Below are 17523 nucleotides of genomic sequence, written 5' to 3'. Positions count from 1 at the left end.
CAAAAAGATCATTATCTAAACCTGTTATTGTCGCTTTTCAGTGATATAGTTAACGCCATTTTCGCTATTCAAGATATTAAAATGTATCGATTATTTGAACGGATGACTAAGCCGTTTCCACAGCAGCAGCCCACCCAGCCTCCGTCAACTTTATTTGCGTTTTGCCGCCATTACACCAAAGGCATGGAAGTCTCGCTGTTCTTTATGTCGCTTAGTGCGGCATTACTGGCTATTTTAGAGGTTTCTTTATTTAGTTATATGGGCCAACTTGTTGATTGGCTCAGTACCTCTACACCTGAAACATTATTTATTGAGCAAAAATCTGAACTCATAAAAATGGCGGTCGTACTGCTTGTCGTATTGCCGACCGTGGTGTTTTTTCATTCTGCGATACTGCATCAAGCCTTGTTGGGTAATTACCCCATGTCAATTCGCTGGCTAGCGCATCGTTATCTGCTGCGTCAAAGTGTCAGCTTTTACCAAAACGAATTTGCAGGACGTATCGCCACCAAAGTCATGCAAACCTCCCTTGCGGTACGCGAAACGGTGATGAAATTACTCGATGTACTTATGTATATTGTGGTTTATTTTGGCGCGATGGTATTTTTAGTTGCTGAAGCAGACTGGCGGTTAATGATCCCGTTACTGGTGTGGTTAGCTTTGTATATTTTGATTCAAATGTACTACGTCCCTAAACTCAAAAAAGTAGCCAGTTCACAAGCTGATGCCCGCTCTGAAATGACCGGTCGCATAGTGGACAGCTACACCAATATTTCGACTATCAAATTGTTTTCCTACACCCAACGTGAAGAGCAATACGCAAAAGACAGTATGGATGTGTTTTTACAACCTGTTTATAAGCAAATGCGCTTAGTGACCAGTTTAAACTTTGCCATTCAAACCCTTAACTACTTCTTGGTGTTTAGCGTTGCCGCACTGTCATTGTATTTATGGACTTTAAGCGCCATTAGCGCCGGCGCCATTGCTATTGCCGTTAGCTTAGCGCTGCGTTTAAATGGCATGGCACAGTGGATCATGTGGGAAATTAGTGGTTTGTTTGAAAACATCGGCACTGTCGCTGATGGCATGAAAACCTTATCAAACCCGATTGAAGTTGATGATCAACCCAATGCCAACACCTTACAAGTCAGCGCAGGTGCAATTGACTTTAATCAAGTGCATTTCAATTATGGTAAAGCCGCCAATGAAACTAACCGTGGAGCGGTGATCAACAGCTTAAACTTAAACATTAAAGCCGGTGAAAAAATAGGTTTAGTGGGTCGCTCTGGCGCGGGTAAATCAACGCTGGTTAATTTATTACTGCGTTTTTACGATGTGGATAGCGGCAGTATTAACATTGATGGTCAAGATATCTCAACAGTGAGCCAAGAAAGCTTACGTAAGTATATTGCGATGGTCACCCAAGATACCTCTTTACTGCATCGTACAGTGAAAGAAAATATCTTATATGGCCGACCCGACGCCAGCGATGAAGAAATGTTGCGTGCGGCCAAGCAAGCCAAAGCCCTGGAATTTATCGACGACCTTGAAGACAGTAAAGGCAATAAAGGCTTTGCTGCCCAAGTTGGTGAACGTGGTGTAAAACTCTCAGGCGGACAACGTCAACGTATCGCCATCGCCCGCGTGCTGCTGAAAAATGCCCCGATACTGATTTTAGATGAAGCAACCAGCGCACTTGACTCTGAAGTCGAGGCGGCCATTCAAGCGAGTCTTGATGATTTAATGACAGGCAAAACCGTGATCGCCATTGCTCATCGACTATCAACCATCGCGCAAATGGATAGGCTTATCGTTCTTGATGACGGTGGTATTGTAGAGCAAGGCAGTCATGACGAACTACTGGCGAAAAATGGCATTTATGCCGCTTTATGGGCACATCAAACCGGCGGTTTTATTGGTGTAGAGTAGCGATTAGTTGCAGCCGACTATAAATTTAAGTTTCAAGACACAGCTTTGGAGTCTTGAAACTTATACCGCTATTATTTAGCGAACTCTTATTTAACTCGCTAAAATGAACCTGTTTTTAATTTAACAGCCCCTTCATTGTGCAATTTAGCAATCGCGTTGTTCCTTCTTAAAAGGGACTGCCATTGTTGCAAAGTAACGCCTTGATATTAAGCCCCTGTGAAACGCTGAATTCTGCACCTTGAGGTGGTTTGGGTATACTGCTATAATCGCGGCCTTTCATAGCCGGCGTAATTTGTCAGAGTGTCTTTTCTTTAGCTCTGTAATACGTGTAAACGCTAGTAGTTTAATGACAGCAACCTGTATAAGCGAAATTATCCATGAGCGAAAATAGTCACATTAAAGTCATCGTTGGCATGTCCGGCGGTGTTGATTCTTCTGTATCAGCTTATTTATTAAAACAACAAGGCTATCAAGTTGAAGGCTTGTTTATGAAGAACTGGGAAGAAGACGATAATGATGAATATTGCGCTGCGGCAGATGATTTAAAAGATGCCCAAGCAGTGTGTGACAAGCTGGGTATTGAGCTGCATACAGTTAACTTTGCCGCAGAATATTGGGATAACGTGTTTGAGTATTTCCTTGCTGAATATAAAGCAGGTCGTACACCGAATCCAGACATTATGTGTAATAAAGAAATCAAATTCAAAGCCTTTTTAGAATTTGCAGCCACCGCCCTTGGTGCTGACTTTATTGCCACCGGTCATTATGTGCGTCGTGAATTACGTGATGACAAATACGTTATGTGTCGTGGCCTTGATGATAATAAAGATCAAAGCTACTTCTTATATACATTAAGCCATGAGCATATAGCACAAACGCTATTCCCGGTTGGTGATATAGCCAAACCTGAAGTGCGTCGCATTGCAGAAGAGCAAGATTTAATTACTCACGATAAAAAAGACAGCACTGGTATTTGTTTTATCGGCGAGCGTAAATTTAAAGACTTTTTACAAAAGTTCTTACCTGCGCAACCGGGGGTTATCGAAGACACCGATGGCAATAATGTTGGTGAGCATGAAGGCTTGATGTATCACACATTAGGGCAACGTAAAGGTTTACTAATTGGTGGCATGAAAGAAGGCTCAGGCGAACCTTGGTACGTGGTCGATAAAGATCTAGAACGCAATGTGCTGGTTGTAGGCCAAGGTAAAGATCACGCGCGCCTTTACAGCAATGGCTTAAATGCTAACCAATTACACTGGGTTGACCGTGTTGGGCCAAAAGGCACCACTCGCTGCACAGTAAAAACCCGTTATCGCCAAGAAGATATAAACTGTACATTACTGGTTGGTGAGGATGGTTTAGCAAGAGTGTTATTCGATGAGCCACAAAAAGCCGTTACCCCAGGTCAATCAGCGGTATTTTATGCCAATGAAGTCTGCTTAGGTGGTGGTGTTATTGATTCGGTGATCAAATAATGAATGAACACCAAGTCATGGCACTTGCAGCCATGTGCCAAGTAGCAAAGCAAGTACAAAAAATTGCCCAGTACGGCAGTAGTAACGATTACGAGTTAGAAAAACTGTTAAACAGTATTGTAGAAACATCGCCAGAATCACCCAGCGATGTGTATCAAGGCACTGAAAATCTTAGAGATGGCTATAAAAGCTTACTTAATCAACTCAGTGCTGGTGAAAAGAAAGATGTAGAAATCGTCAAATACGTTGGCGGTTTAATGCAACTTGAACGCGCTTTAAGCGCCAAAGCAAGTAGCTTAGCAGAGCTTGGTAAAAGCATAGAAGATGTTAAACGACGTCTTGATCACTTTGCCATTACCGATGACACTGTGATAGCTGCCCTTGCTGATATTTATTCAAAGGTGCTTAGCCCCCTTGGGCACCGAATTCAGGTTTATGGCAAACCTGATTTATTAAAACAGCAATTAATACAACACAAAATACGTGCATTGTTATTAGCAGGTATTCGCAGTGCAGTATTATGGCGACAAATGGGCGGTAAACGCCGTCACTTTTTCTTTGCGAAAAGAAAAATCATTGCCATTGCTAAAAACCATATTTAATTATCGTTCAAAACTAAAATTTAGGAGTTATTATGGAGCTTTCAGCGTTAACAGCTATCTCTCCGGTAGATGGTCGCTACGGCAGCAAAACCACTGAACTACGCAGTATTTTCAGCGAATTTGGCTTGATAAAATACCGTGTAACAGTCGAAGTTCGTTGGTTACAAGCCCTTGCAGCTGCGGATGCTATCCAAGAAGTACCGGCATTTAGCGACGAAGCCAATGCTTTACTTAACGCGATTGTTGATAACTTCAGCGAAGCCGATGCGCAGCGTGTAAAAGATATCGAACGTACCACTAACCACGATGTAAAAGCGGTTGAGTACTTATTAAAAGAAAAAGTAGCGAATAACGCCGAGCTACATGCAATCAATGAGTTTATTCACTTTGCCTGTACATCAGAAGACATCAATAACCTATCTCACGGTTTAATGCTCACTGAAGCACGTAATGAAGTATTACTTCCTTATTGTGACCAATTACTTAATGCAATTAAAGAAAAAGCCATTGAGTATAAAGCAGTACCTATGATGACCCGTACGCACGGTCAACCAGCAACACCTTCAACTATGGGTAAAGAATTTGCTAACGTGTATATGCGCTTAAAGCGTCAACGTGACCAAATTGCCCAAGTTGAAATGTTAGGTAAAATCAATGGCGCGGTTGGTAACTACAACGCTCACTTAAGCGCCTACCCTGACTACGATTGGCACAACCATGCTGAGCAATTTGTAACTAGCCTTGGTTTAACATTCAACCCGTTTACGACGCAAATTGAACCGCATGACTACATTGCCGAGTTGTTTGATGCGATTGCGCGTTTTAACACGATTTTATTAGATTTCGATCGTGATGCATGGGGCTATATCGCACTCAACCACTTTAAGCAAAAAACCATTGCGGGTGAAATTGGTTCATCAACGATGCCACATAAAGTTAACCCAATTGATTTTGAAAACTCAGAAGGTAACTTAGGCTTAGCAAATGCCATTTTCTCACACCTTGCGCAAAAGCTACCTGTATCTCGCTGGCAGCGCGACCTTACTGATTCGACAGTACTGCGTAACCTAGGCGTAGGTATGGGCTATGCGTTAATTGCATACCAATCAACCCTTAAAGGTGTCAGCAAGTTAGAAGTTAATGAGCAACGTTTACTTGAAGAACTTGATCAAAACTGGGAATTGCTAGCAGAGCCAATTCAAACCGTAATGCGTAAATACGGCATCGAAAAACCCTATGAAAAGCTAAAAGATTTAACCCGTGGTAAACGCGTAAATCAAGAAATTATGGCTGACTTCATCGATGGTTTAGAGTTACCAGAAGAAGCAAAAGTTGAAATGAAAAAACTAACGCCAGCTAATTATATTGGTCGTGCTGTCGAGTTTATCGACAACCTAGTTTAAGCTTTCTGCAACAACTTATTTTGTATAGACTATAAAGCGAAAGGTCCTTGCCTTTCGCTTTTTCATTTTTAATGGGCGCAGCATGTATCAACTAACTATAAATGGCTTAACTGAGCAACAATTTTTAACCCAATATTGGCAAAAAAAACCGCTATTGATCAAACAAGGTTTTGCAGACTTTATTGATCCGCTTGATGCAAACGAGCTTGCAGGCCTTGCCATGGAAGAGAGTATTGAGTCGCGTATCATTACCAATCAGGATAATGATTGGCAGGCGCACCATGGCCCATTTGAAGATTTTGAATTGCTTAAAGAGCAACACTCTACGCTATTAGTACAAGCTGTGGATCATTGGCATCCAGCGGCTGCACAGCTACTCGAACCATTTCGATTTATTCCTAACTGGCGTATTGATGATTTAATGATCAGCTTTTCAACGCCAGGCGGTGGTGTAGGGCCACATTTAGATCAATACGACGTGTTTATAATTCAAGGTGAAGGCAAGCGTCACTGGCGCGTCGGTATGCCAGATAGCAACTTAAAACAATTTGCACAAAATAAAAGCTTATTACAAGTTGAACAATTCCCCGCTGTTATTGATTGTATCCTTGAAGCTGGTGACATTTTATATATCCCGCCAGGTTGCCCACACGAAGGTTACGCAGTAGAAAATGCGCTTAATTATTCAATTGGTTTTCGCGCGCCTAATCAGCGTGATTTACTTTCAAACTTCGCTGATCACATTATCGATAAAGAAGCCGGTAATAGTCGCTATCAAGATCCAGACATTATGCTTCGTGATTCTAAAGGTGAGATCCAAACAGCCGAAGCCGAAACCATTAAGTTATTAATGCAAGCGATGCTAAATGACGATGTATTATTTAAAGCATGGTTAGGTACAACACTCAGTCAACCTAAACATGAAATGGATTTAATGCCACCAGAAGATTTATTTGATAGTGAACAAATAACCGATCTATTAGCGGATGATGATGTGGTTTTTGAACGTTTAGGCGGTACTCGTGCGTTATATCAAGTTTTTGAAAACGAAATACTTCTAAGCGTCAATGGCGAGAATTATAGCCTCCCGGTTAGTGATCTAGCAGCGGTTAAATTACTCACAGATCACACTATGGTGACAGCAGAGCAACTTAATAGTTCAAAAAATAGTTTAGTTTTTGCACAAACCTTTACTACACTTCTTAATGAGGGGATTTGGTTTTGCTAGGAGTATGTTTGTATGGGCTATCATATCAACAAGGTGGAATGGGAGTTAGGTAAGGAATTACTACAACAGATCAGAGAGCGGGTATTTGTATGTGAACTACATATTCCCAAACATATCGAGTTTGATAACCTTGATCGGTATGCTCATCATATACTAGTAACTGATGACAGTCAGGGGCCTGTTGCAACAGGCCGATTATGTAGTGATGGCCTGATTGGCCGCATTGCGGTGCTGCCAGAGCATCGTAATCGCTCTGTGTATCGCTCACTCCTTACATATATTGTTGAACTTGCACAGCAACAAGGCTGTGATTGCGTCAGCATTAATTGCATTTTAAATGAGGTAGAGCGATTTAAACGCAATGGCTTTGAACAGCAAGGCCATGTGTTTATGGAAGCAGGTATTCCTCGGCTGCGAATGCAATGCCCGATAAATCGATTTAATACCAAACCATTCACTCTGGTACATTAAATTAAAACAAAAAAGCGAACTAATTGATCTGAAAAACCAGTTCATAAGTTCGCTTTTGTAACCCATTTATTTAACCTGAATTCAGGTTATTTAGCTTCGTTTAGCCATAACTGTTCTTTTTCATACATCTCATAAAGACCATGGGCACGATTAATTAAAAGATTAGCAAAATCAACTTGAGTTTTATCACGGGCACCGCCGCTGTGAATGATTTGATCCGCCTTTAACTGCCATTGTAGAGAAAAATAGCGCAATACATCACGGGCATTTTCTGCAACCGATGCTAACGCATGATCCGTTGGTAGGCGACCGGTGATCACCCAATAACTTTTACCGTCTTGGCCTTTAAACTTCCATATTGCACATAATGGGGCAATAAATCGGCTTTCTTTTTCTATTAAGCTTTTTGGCATTACGCCCTTTTCTGCTAAATGCTTTTGTGCATTTTGAAAACACTCGCGTTGCCATGCAATACTCTGCTGCTTTGCTTGTTCTTGTTCTTCTGGTGTTAGCGGTTTAGCTTGTTTTGATTCCACTTGTTCTTGTTCCATTACAATAGTTACTCTTTTACAACATTTTTTACACTGTAAGGGCATATAATTTATGGTGCAAGCAATAAACGACAAAACTTCCTCGTTGTCCGTGTGTTTGTTTGCTATTCAGCCAATAAACGAGGTTATGTTAGCGATAGCTGGTTCTTGCTGTTAAACGGTTAAATAAGCCAGGGAAAAAACGCTTAATCGTTGGCGCCCAACCACTGATCCCCTCACCTATTACAACTTCATCTTGCCCTTTCGCTATGGCGTTGATCATCTGCTTAACCGCAAGCGTTACATCCATACCATTTTCAATGGAGTGTTCTGCCTTATTTTGCGCCACACCATGTTCATTAAGTGAATTATGGGCAATAGCGGTTTTTATAGAACCTGGGCAGATCGTTAAACAATGAATGTTTTTATTTGCAACCTCTGCGCGCAAACAATCCATAAAACCGACGACTGCGTATTTAGAGCCAGAGTAACCCGTTCTAAACTGAGAGCCAACTTTGCCTGCGACACTACTGATTGATACTACAGAGCCACCGCCATTTTTAACCATACTCGGTAACACCGCTTTAGTGAGTGCCACTAAACCAAAGTAATTCACTTCCATTAACTGGCGGTATACTGAAAAATCATTTTCTAAAAATAAACTACGCTGCGACACGCCCGCGTTATTAATCAATATATCTACTTTACCAATGTCATTAATGTTTTTAGTTACGTATTCAAGTACCTGCTCTGGTTGAGATAAATCAAGAGCAATGATTTTATGTTGAGTGCCTGCTAATTCATTACTTAGCTGCTGGAGTTTTTCGACATTACGGGCTGATAAAATAACCTGCGCGCCCAGCTGTGCAAACTGAATTGCTAATTCTTTACCAATACCTGAAGATGCACCGGTGATCCACACTGTTTTATGATTGAAATTCATTAGTTACCTTTATTTTTATAAGTTGTTTAAGGTTTAGGTGGACCTGCAATTTCAGTCACTTCATGTTCGAGTGTTTTATAGAAACCCAACATAAAAAGTAGCTCAACAAGCACAAACAAAGGTCCAATCACAAGGCCAACTATATCGTCAACAAACGCCGGTTTTTTGCCTTCATAATAATGGCCGATAAACTGTAACAGCCAACCAAGCACAAAAATCCCTACACTGATCAGCAACCAGTGACTAAAAGTGAGTTGCGCAATTGGTGCAGCGACAATAGATAATAACACTAACAGCACGGCCATAATTAATCCCAATGACACACTGAGCATTAAGTAATAAACCACTGACGCGAATACCGCAATCTGTGCGCCATTAAGCGCAAACGCTCCGATTGGTATATGAATACGTGCAAGTAAACAAATAACCGCAAATACAATCAAGGGGATACCAAAAAAGTGCGTTAGAACATTACGTTTTGAGCGGTGATATAAACCATAATTACCAAGTTGTTGTTGTAAGGTTTTCATCTTGTATTCTCGTTTTATTGGCTAATAAAACTACTTTAGCAAATAACTATAAAGTAATAATGTCTACTAGCCGACATTTAAAAAACGCACACTACACTAACGCGCTTATAATTTTGCCTTTGTCGTGTTCAGGTGCTTTAGCTTGCAGCTCTCGGCCTTTTTGATACTCTTGCTCGAGCATCTTTTGCAAATTTTCCATTTGTTCAGACAGCGCGGTTGTATCACCTTCCTGATCGTGTATTTTTTTCGCTAACTCCTCTATAGCAGCCTTAAGCTCAGCTATTTTTTCTTTATCAACGCCTAATCGTTGATAAATAAGCGCTTCATTTGCCTGTTCGAGGAAACTTTGCTCATAGGTTGGATTCTTAAGCGCAGTGGTTGTATCAACTTGGCTAGTCTTTGCCACATCCACCAATGCGGTTGCCGCTTTTGGTGGCATCACTGGTTTTTTTTGCTCCGGTGCCCGGTATGGCGCTGCTCGATACGGATCAGCAAACATAAGTGTAGTCATGGTTTCAATTCCATTGAGAATATGGGTTTATCACCAAATTAAGCAAATTTGAAGCCAGTTAGCTACATCCGAAAGAGCGCATTACTGTGCTAATGCAAGCAACTTTTCTTTATCGATAATTTCTACGCGTTGATAATGTAAAGATACAATATTTTTTGCGCTTAGCAGTTGTAAGATTTGATTAATTGTTTGCCGAGTTAGGTAAGTCATATCTGCAAGTTGTTGCTGCGATAACATCACGGCTTGGCGATCACCCGAATGTGAAGTAACAGCCATCATCAGCAATCGTTTACAGAGTTTTTGCTGCGCTGTTAATAATGCATGGTCTTCAAATGATGCAAATAATAAACGCATCTTATGCGACAACAGTACGCCAAAGTCATGCCAATACGCTGGTTGATTGGCCAGTAACTGTACTAGAGAGCGATGCGGGACAAACAGTAGTCGCGCAGCTATTTGTGCGTGTACATCATGGGTGCGCAGGCCGCCATCGAATAAAGCCACTTCACCGAACCAAGTAGCAGCGTCGATAAAAGTCAGCACCGCCTCTTTACCTTCGCTATTAACGCCACTGACTCGCATTACTCCATTAAGCACAGCATATAAACCTGCATTACTATCACCACGTAGAAATAACGCTTCACCAGCATCAAGTTGCATAATCTTTGCGTGTTGTAATAACGACTGCTGAAATTGCTTAGAGCGACTATTAAACCAATTTCCTTGGTTAATTATCGCACGGTCCTGTTCATTCATCTCGGTTTACTCTACATTAGTTAATGCACAAATAATAAAAGGGATTGCTATGTTAAACAAAATTATTATCAGCAGTATATTACTAAGCACACTATCTTCACCTAGTTTTGCAGCAGCTTCTAATGAGCAGCTAAACATAAATCTTCAAAAAGCTAACCACAGCGTCAGTGAAAAAGTAATCACTTGGCGACGCCATCTCCATCAATATCCAGAACTGAGTAATCGCGAATTTGAAACCGCTAAATACATTACCAAGCACTTAGAAGCACTGGGTTTAGAAGTACAAACTGGGGTAGCCCATACCGGTGTGGTTGCTAAACTTAAAGGCGGCAAAAAAGGCCCCTTAATAGCGCTTCGTGCAGACATGGATGCCCTCCCTGTGACTGAACAAGTTGATTTACCGTTTGCTTCTACTCAGACCTCTACCTACCGTGGTAATGAAGTTGGTGTTATGCATGCGTGTGGTCATGATAATCATGTTGCCATTTTGATGGCTGTGGCCGAGTCTTTGGCTAAAGTTCAAGATGACTTAGCGGGTGATGTATTATTTGTCTTTCAACCGGCAGAAGAAGGTGCCCCTGAAGGTGAAGAAGGCGGCGCTGAGCTGATGCTCAAAGAAGGCTTATTTAAAGAAAAACCTGAAGCCGTATTTGGTTTACATGTAACCAGCTCGCTAAATACTGGCCAAATTGGCTTTCGTGAAGGGCCGCTGATGGCCAGCTCAGACTCGTTTTCAATCAATGTGCAAGGACAACAAACTCATGGCTCACGACCATGGAATGGTGTTGATCCGATCGTTGCGGCCTCGCAAATTATTATGGCTACGCAAACAATTTCGTCACGCCAAGTTGACGTCACTAAAGCGCCTTCAGTGATCTCCTTTGGGGCAATTAATGGCGGCGTACGTTCAAATATTATTCCTGATAATGTCGAGTTAATTGGTACTATTCGTACTTTTGATCAGGCAATGCGTGCTGATATTAAAAAACGCTTGGCGAAAACCGCACAGCTAGTTGCTGAATCAGCCGGTGCTAAAGCGGATGTGCACATAGATCATGGTTACCCAGTAACAGTCAATAACGTCGGGTTAACGCAAAAAATGACGCCGACGTTAGCTAAAGTCGCGGGTCAAAGTAACATTATCACTACTGATCTCATCACTGGGGCTGAGGACTTTAGTTACTACGCGTTAGAAACACCGGGGCTATTCTTTTTCCTAGGTGTAACACCGCAAGGTCAAAATGCAAAAACGGCTGCAAGTAATCATTCGCCACAGTTTTTCGCCGATGAAAAAGCCTTACAATTAGGTGTCAATGCGATGACCCAGTTAGTTGTAGATTATTTTGCTATGACAAAATAATCTACGCAAAACACTAATGCTATAAAACGAATATACCCACACTAGGTGGGTATATTCATAAAGTACTTAGCTGCTGATTTTTAAAGTGAATTTAAAAATGTCAGTACTGCTGACTGGTCATTTACTGACAAACTTTCATAAGCAATTCTTGAAGCTTGCGCTTCTCCATCATGCCATAAGATAGCTTCTTCTATCGTTCTGGCGCGGCCATCATGTAGGTAGCTTGGCTGTGCAGTACAAAACTCATTGCCTTGCCCGCCAAGAATATTATCCACACCGCCTGTCACACATGCAGATAAACCAATGCCCCAAAGAGGTGCTGTTCGCCACTCAGCGCCAGTGGCCAACCCTTCACCTAAGTTATCGGCTAAACCTGGCCCCATATCATGCAGTAATAAATCAGTATATGGGTGAATAGTTTGTGCTCTTAGCTCCGCCAACGGGTGATATTCACTGGTTTCGAATGTGCCAGTATGGCAACCTTCACAGCCAATTGAGGTAAAGAGTGTTTTGCCTAATTGCACTTGCGGATCGTCAAGGTCGCGCTGAGCACGTACGCCAAGTAAAGCAATGTATTTACTCAATTCGTCAAGGTGTTGATCAGACACTTCAACACCGGCATTACCACAACTTGATTGTGATGCGCCGCAATCTGGATTAGGGAAAACCGAATTGGTCACCCCCATATCAGTATTAAAAGCCCCCGCTACTTGGTGCTTAATAGATGCAGCCGCAGCTTTATAACCAAAGCGTCCTAAACGTGTTTGGCCTGTAATAGGATCGGTTACCCGTTGTGCTTTACCCGAAATCCCATCGCCGTTATTGTCGTGCTCATCAGCTAAAGCTAATACGGCACTCTCTGGGATCGCCTCAAGTAAACCTAAACCAACTAATTGGGGGGCAATACGCGCTGAATAACGCGCTGGGGTGGTTTTACTAAATTGGTAGTTAGGCGAGCGTAAGCCATTACTTTCTGCCCACGACGCAATAGTTACATCTCCTTCGCCTTGCGTAGCATCGTTAATGCCAAGGTTTTTAGGCTGTAATACATTGCCTAATAATGGATGTGTGTTGCCATTAATATCAGCCACTTTAAATACCCACTTTGCCAAAGAGCCTCCTACTTCTGGTGGCGCAGCGCGACCATTACGTACGTGACATCCCGCGCAGCTGTCATTAATATAATGCGGGCCTGACTTTCCTACAACGGCATTAAATACACCATTTTCACCATTTAGCTCATCGTGCTCACCATTGATAAAACTACTGTGATGAACACGTCGCCCTTGCACAAATGTTTGGCCATTTAAGCTCGATAAATTAGTCGCCATTTGCATAAAGTGATTATCTGGCTCATTGGTATAGTTATAAGGAAGTGTGGTTTTACCACCTAGCCAACCTTGCTCGGCAATCGGGTATGAATCTTCTCGTTGTGATGAAGGATCGTTAAAGTCCCCTACTGTTTTCCAAGGTACCAATCCTTCACCGACAATATATAAGTAAGTGGTGCCATAATAGTTTTCACGGCCCTCTGGTGGCGCATCCAGAAATTGACTAACTTCAAACTCCATGCGTTGACCAACTTCAAGTGGTAAAGATCCACCAGCAGGCTCCCAATTTAACGGTCGATAATCATCAATAATGACGCGATAACGGTATTGATCACCAGATCCGCTGATCTTATTAAAGTCTGTATCATAACTACCATTATCCAACTCAACCACAGCACCACCGCCAAAGTAATTGCCATGGTACTCAGCAACAGTTCCTAAACCGCGATACCAAGCGCGAAACTCTCGTGCCCCTAGCTTCCACTCAGTAATAAAGGTCACTTCTATCCGCGAGCCACCTTTGGCGACAAAGTCTGCTATTTCAAATTGCGCAGTACGGTGCGCCCAGTAATGGGATAAATAATGATCATAAATTTGAAATTGATCTTCCTTGGCATGGCGGTCACGACCACGATCGGCAAATCGGGTAATTAACGCATCTCCTCGGTCATAGCTAATAGCCGGCTCTAATTGCGTAGTCGTATCGTATAAAGGGATCACATTGCCAAGGTTGATTTCACAACCTTGACTATTTACTTGACTGCCTGCTGGTGTATTTGGGCATAGATCTTGGCTGTCACTCACCCCATCATTATCACTGTCATTTTCTGTTTGGTTGGCAAGGTTAAATTCTAGCCAATTTAAATTAAATTCACCGCCCGTCATTTCAATACGAACAGTGTGCACACCTTCATTTAAAGTAACCGACGCGATTGTTTGACTAATAAACGTTTGCCAGCCACCGGTTGTAGGCACAACATCGCTGGCAATCACGTTACCATTAATCGATACAATGTATGTACCGTTACCAATTTCTGATGCAACACGAGTTGTTAAATTATACGTACCTGCGCCAAGATTAGCTTGAAACTCAAGCCACTCACCCGCGGATGTCCAACCTACATTGTAACCACCGCCACTATCACTTGTGGTTTCAATGTCGACATCATCGTTGCGATATTCGCCACCAGTATTGCCCGCGTCATTATCAAAATAGTTACTGTAATCTTCAGCTTCGAGACGAAGTTGCTCGGTAACCACTATACTGCAACCTTGAGCATCAACAACATCACCCATCGGCGTGTTTAAGCATTGATCAATATCATCATTGACACCATCGCTATCTCCATCACCATTATTCCCTGAAGCTGGATCTGAAAATGTATGCGTTTGTTCAGCTGTGTCTGTAACAACACCATCATTTTGTAAGTAGGTAAACCAAAAGCTAACCATATCACCAGCCACGAGTCCTGTCAGAGTGAGTTCATTCCGGCCATTGATAACTTGCATACGAACATTTTGTTGGTCACCGCCATTGATTGTATAATGCACGTCAGCCCAACCGGTGCTGTTAACGTAAAAAGTGAGGCTATCTGTTGAAGGTTGCTCTAAACCATCGGGTAAAATAATCACAGGGCAGCCTGTGGCATCAACCTCAATACCAGCTTGGGTACCAGGGCATTGGTCAAGGCTGTCATTGACACCATCTTGATCGCTATCGTTTGGCGCACTGCCGCCGCCAGTCCATGTAATATCATCAATGGCCATTTGGAAGCTATAATTTGGCTCCTCAGTTGCGACCGATACAATATTAAAATGATTTTTAATCGATTGTAATGCGACCATGCTCCCAGCTAAATCAGTTATAGGAATACTTACTTCACTCCACTGACCGTCTCGCACCAGCCCATATTGGTTAATATTGGCTGGAAAGGTGATCCAATTCTCATTAGTGTAGGTATCAGCGATACCTATTCTAAAACTAACATCGACAGGAATTTTAATATTAAAGTTAAGGTGGCCATCTCTAAAATTACTCATATCACGTGCTTGACGACTTTGAATACCTGCTCCAAACCATTGATCAGGCGAATATTGCCACGCAATAACGTCACTTCCCTCATAAGCCGTGGTTGTACCTTGGCTGAGTGAATTTTGATTCCAAATATAAATATCGGCATTGCTACCAGCGACTAACTCATTATCGCTAGGGCCTTCACTAAATACATTAAATGTGCCGACTTCTGGTTGCGTTAGATTGCCATTGAATACTTCGCCTTGACCATCTAGTTCATAAACACGAACATAATCGACCACCATTTTTCCAGGTAATGGCGCAGTGACTTGTTCGTTTGTCAGCGCATCGGTAAATAATCCCCCCACTGCAAGGTTCATTAATAAATAAAATGGCGCATTAAACTCACTGGATTCAGCGGTTATCGCAAATGGATTATCAAACATATCGTATTCAACACCATTGTCTTCAACGGTGAAACGAATTTCATCTTCTGTCCAATAAGTTCGATACGTTACAAATCGGTTTGTAAGTGGTGTTGATGACAAATGAGCGTTGTCTGTTTGATACGCCACACTTGCGGCGCATGATGGATTACCAGTACTGCAGGCTGCATCCGCATAAAAAATTAAATTTGATCCTGTATAGTTATTACTCGGTGCACCAGCAAAGCCAGCATCACTTCGCCCTGCTTGAGATTGCCCCATTTCCATGATGTCAATTTCGCCTTTAGCAGGCCAATCTGCGGTACTGGTACCAAGCATCCAAAGCGCAGGCCATAAGCCAGTATCCACATCAGACACTTTCATTCTAATTTCTATCATGCCGTATTGCACAGCTAATTTATTTTTGCTTTGTAATTTACCTGAGGTAAAGGCTTTACCGCCAAGCGCTTCATTTCGCGCTTCAAAAACAAGCCCCTTGTTGCCGGCCTCCCCAGCAATATCACTAATGTAGACATTATTTTCGCTGTACCATTGTAGCTCTTGGTTACCCCAGCCACATAACCCTTGATCACAACCATCACCAACATCGATATTCCAAACGTCAGTATTTAAATTATTAAAATTATCTTCCCAAAGTAAATTGCCCACGGCGGCATTACTTTGTGAGGACGCACAAATGATCAGGCTTGCAAACCCAATATTTGCAAGCCTCGTGGTTAACTTGCTGTTAGTTTTCACTGTATGTCTCCAAATGTAATTTATAAAACTTCTTTAGTGGCTAACCACTAAAGAACGAGTCCTTTTTATTCATCTCACAAACAACAGAAATGAAAGCGCTTACATTGAGATCCATAGCAATTCCGAACAATTGCAATGTAGCGCTTTTCAAACATACGCGTAGTAACAAACCATCCTTTTTAAATAGTTTTAGCGTATGTAGAGTTATAAACTTAGCATGTAAGCGCTTACATTAACAACTTAATAACAACAATTATAATAAATTAACTTTACCAGCTCTGATTTAGCGATAAATTATGAGCCGTTGTACGATTGGAATGTAGTCATCGGGGCTTGCTAATAATGCAATAGAGTACGATTCTAGGTGCTAGACAGCTATATAATACGCGCTAGATTATAGAGTTTACCCTAAACATTAATGAAGATTGGGTACTTGTATCACCAGCTAACAGACATTTTATAATACTGCACACCTGCTTTATCAAACGCTGGGCCTTCAACGTCCATCCCAAACTGTTGATAAAAACTACTCGCGGTTGTACGTGCATCACACCAAAAATAGTTAATGTTCAATTGTTTTAGATGTGCAATAACATGGGTGATGACTGCAGAGCCAACGCCCCTGCCCTGAAAGTTAGCTAAGGTAGCAAACTTTCTTAAGCGAGCGACATTTCCTTGGCTATAAACTGACGCGACACAAACCAATTCATCATTTAAAAAGCCACCAAAGTGAGTGGCCGTTTCATCTCCCACTACTTTGCAAAATTGCAGCGGCTTCTGCGGCCACAAAACACAGTGCCTGATCGGTAACGCCTGCTGCCATGTGATTTGTTTTATTTTCATAATCCCTCAAATAAAGTAATAAACTTAGCTACAAAATGACTTCAACATATTATCTATTACGGCTATCGCGTTACGATCTTGGCTAATTCGCTTAGCTAGTAATGCTTTTTTGTCTCGTAATTGTTTGCTGAATTCAGGGCACAAACTCCCTAAAGCTTGGTAACGCTCATAGCCTACTTTGATTTCAGTTAGCGTAAAACCGATAGTCTTGCCACGCTCAATAAAAGCAAGCTCCTGAAGCTGAGTTTGACCATAATACCGATAACCATTACCCGCTCGTACTGGTGGCGTTAACATGCCTATCTTCTCATAGTAACGCAACGTATCGCGAGACAGTCCTGTTTGTTTTTCAAACTCTGCAATTTTCATATTTAAATACTTGACTATGGAGTAACTTCACAAATTACCAT

Annotated in this window: 15 protein-coding genes; 7 read left to right on the top strand and 8 right to left on the bottom strand. The window is 41.9% G+C overall.

The genetic code is table 11. From position 1 onward, the window contains the following. Positions 1-81 precede the first annotated feature (81 nt). From ACMVDV_RS03695 to ACMVDV_RS03670, 6 genes are all read left to right on the top strand, one after another. Positions 82-1929, top strand: coding sequence for an ABC transporter ATP-binding protein (locus tag ACMVDV_RS03695; protein WP_416157227.1), 1848 nt, complete (start codon positions 82-84; stop codon positions 1927-1929). A 377-nt stretch (positions 1930-2306) separates the two neighbouring features. Further along, positions 2307-3407: a tRNA 2-thiouridine(34) synthase MnmA gene (gene mnmA, locus ACMVDV_RS03690; protein WP_304185018.1), complete on the top strand. Its 1101-nt coding sequence runs from the start codon at positions 2307-2309 to the stop codon at positions 3405-3407. Then, positions 3407-4009, top strand: a complete 603-nt coding sequence (hflD, locus tag ACMVDV_RS03685) for a high frequency lysogenization protein HflD (RefSeq protein WP_416157226.1) — start codon at positions 3407-3409, stop codon at positions 4007-4009. The genes mnmA and hflD overlap by 1 nt, the downstream gene beginning before the upstream one ends. 32 nt (positions 4010-4041) lie before the next feature. After that, a complete protein-coding gene (purB, locus tag ACMVDV_RS03680; RefSeq protein WP_416157225.1) occupies positions 4042-5412 on the top strand; it encodes an adenylosuccinate lyase in 1371 nt (456 codons plus the stop codon). Positions 5413-5494: 82 nt separating this feature from the next. Further along, on the top strand, positions 5495-6640 hold the full coding sequence (locus ACMVDV_RS03675) for a JmjC domain-containing protein (RefSeq protein WP_416157224.1): 1146 nt from the start codon (positions 5495-5497) through the stop codon (positions 6638-6640). Positions 6641-6652: 12 nt separating this feature from the next. Beyond that, on the top strand, positions 6653-7111 hold the full coding sequence (locus ACMVDV_RS03670) for a GNAT family N-acetyltransferase (RefSeq protein ID WP_192540542.1): 459 nt from the start codon (positions 6653-6655) through the stop codon (positions 7109-7111). An 86-nt stretch (positions 7112-7197) separates the two neighbouring features. On the opposite strand, the gene ACMVDV_RS03665 is transcribed toward ACMVDV_RS03670, so the two are convergent. The 5 genes from ACMVDV_RS03665 to ACMVDV_RS03645 form a co-directional block, all read right to left on the bottom strand. After that, positions 7198-7662 (bottom strand): DUF4826 family protein, encoded by a 465-nt coding sequence (locus tag ACMVDV_RS03665; RefSeq protein WP_416157223.1) that lies wholly within the window; start codon positions 7660-7662, stop codon positions 7198-7200. 130 nt (positions 7663-7792) lie between these two features. Next, entirely contained in the window at positions 7793-8584 is a 792-nt protein-coding gene (locus ACMVDV_RS03660; RefSeq protein ID WP_304184866.1) for an SDR family oxidoreductase, read from the bottom strand. A gap of 26 nt (positions 8585-8610) precedes the next feature. Further along, positions 8611-9114, bottom strand: a complete 504-nt coding sequence (locus tag ACMVDV_RS03655) for a DUF962 domain-containing protein (protein ID WP_416157222.1) — start codon at positions 9112-9114, stop codon at positions 8611-8613. A gap of 91 nt (positions 9115-9205) precedes the next feature. After that, complete coding sequence (locus ACMVDV_RS03650; RefSeq protein ID WP_416157221.1) at positions 9206-9625, bottom strand: hypothetical protein; 420 nt, start codon at positions 9623-9625, stop codon at positions 9206-9208. 81 nt (positions 9626-9706) lie between these two features. Beyond that, complete coding sequence (locus tag ACMVDV_RS03645) at positions 9707-10381, bottom strand: Crp/Fnr family transcriptional regulator (RefSeq protein ID WP_416157220.1); 675 nt, start codon at positions 10379-10381, stop codon at positions 9707-9709. A 49-nt stretch (positions 10382-10430) separates the two neighbouring features. Between ACMVDV_RS03645 and ACMVDV_RS03640 the strand changes: the two genes are divergently transcribed. Further along, positions 10431-11741 (top strand): amidohydrolase, encoded by a 1311-nt coding sequence (locus ACMVDV_RS03640; protein WP_416157219.1) that lies wholly within the window; start codon positions 10431-10433, stop codon positions 11739-11741. 80 nt (positions 11742-11821) lie between these two features. On the opposite strand, the gene ACMVDV_RS03635 is transcribed toward ACMVDV_RS03640, so the two are convergent. The 3 genes from ACMVDV_RS03635 to ACMVDV_RS03625 all read right to left on the bottom strand — a co-directional run bounded on the left by ACMVDV_RS03635 (position 11822) and on the right by ACMVDV_RS03625 (position 17482). Continuing rightward, complete coding sequence (locus ACMVDV_RS03635; protein WP_416157218.1) at positions 11822-16270, bottom strand: di-heme oxidoredictase family protein; 4449 nt, start codon at positions 16268-16270, stop codon at positions 11822-11824. A 438-nt stretch (positions 16271-16708) separates the two neighbouring features. Then, positions 16709-17113: a GNAT family N-acetyltransferase gene (locus ACMVDV_RS03630; RefSeq protein WP_192540537.1), complete on the bottom strand. Its 405-nt coding sequence runs from the start codon at positions 17111-17113 to the stop codon at positions 16709-16711. Positions 17114-17137: 24 nt separating this feature from the next. Next, on the bottom strand, positions 17138-17482 hold the full coding sequence (locus ACMVDV_RS03625; RefSeq protein WP_192540536.1) for a MerR family transcriptional regulator: 345 nt from the start codon (positions 17480-17482) through the stop codon (positions 17138-17140). Positions 17483-17523: the final 41 nt, after the last annotated feature.

This window comes from Pseudoalteromonas sp. ASV78, from assembly GCF_047806705.1.
Classification (GTDB): Bacteria; Pseudomonadota; Gammaproteobacteria; order Enterobacterales; family Alteromonadaceae; genus Pseudoalteromonas; species Pseudoalteromonas prydzensis_A.
The sequence above is the reverse complement of the archived record's forward strand: the minus strand, read 5'-3'. Positions and strand labels throughout refer to the sequence as shown.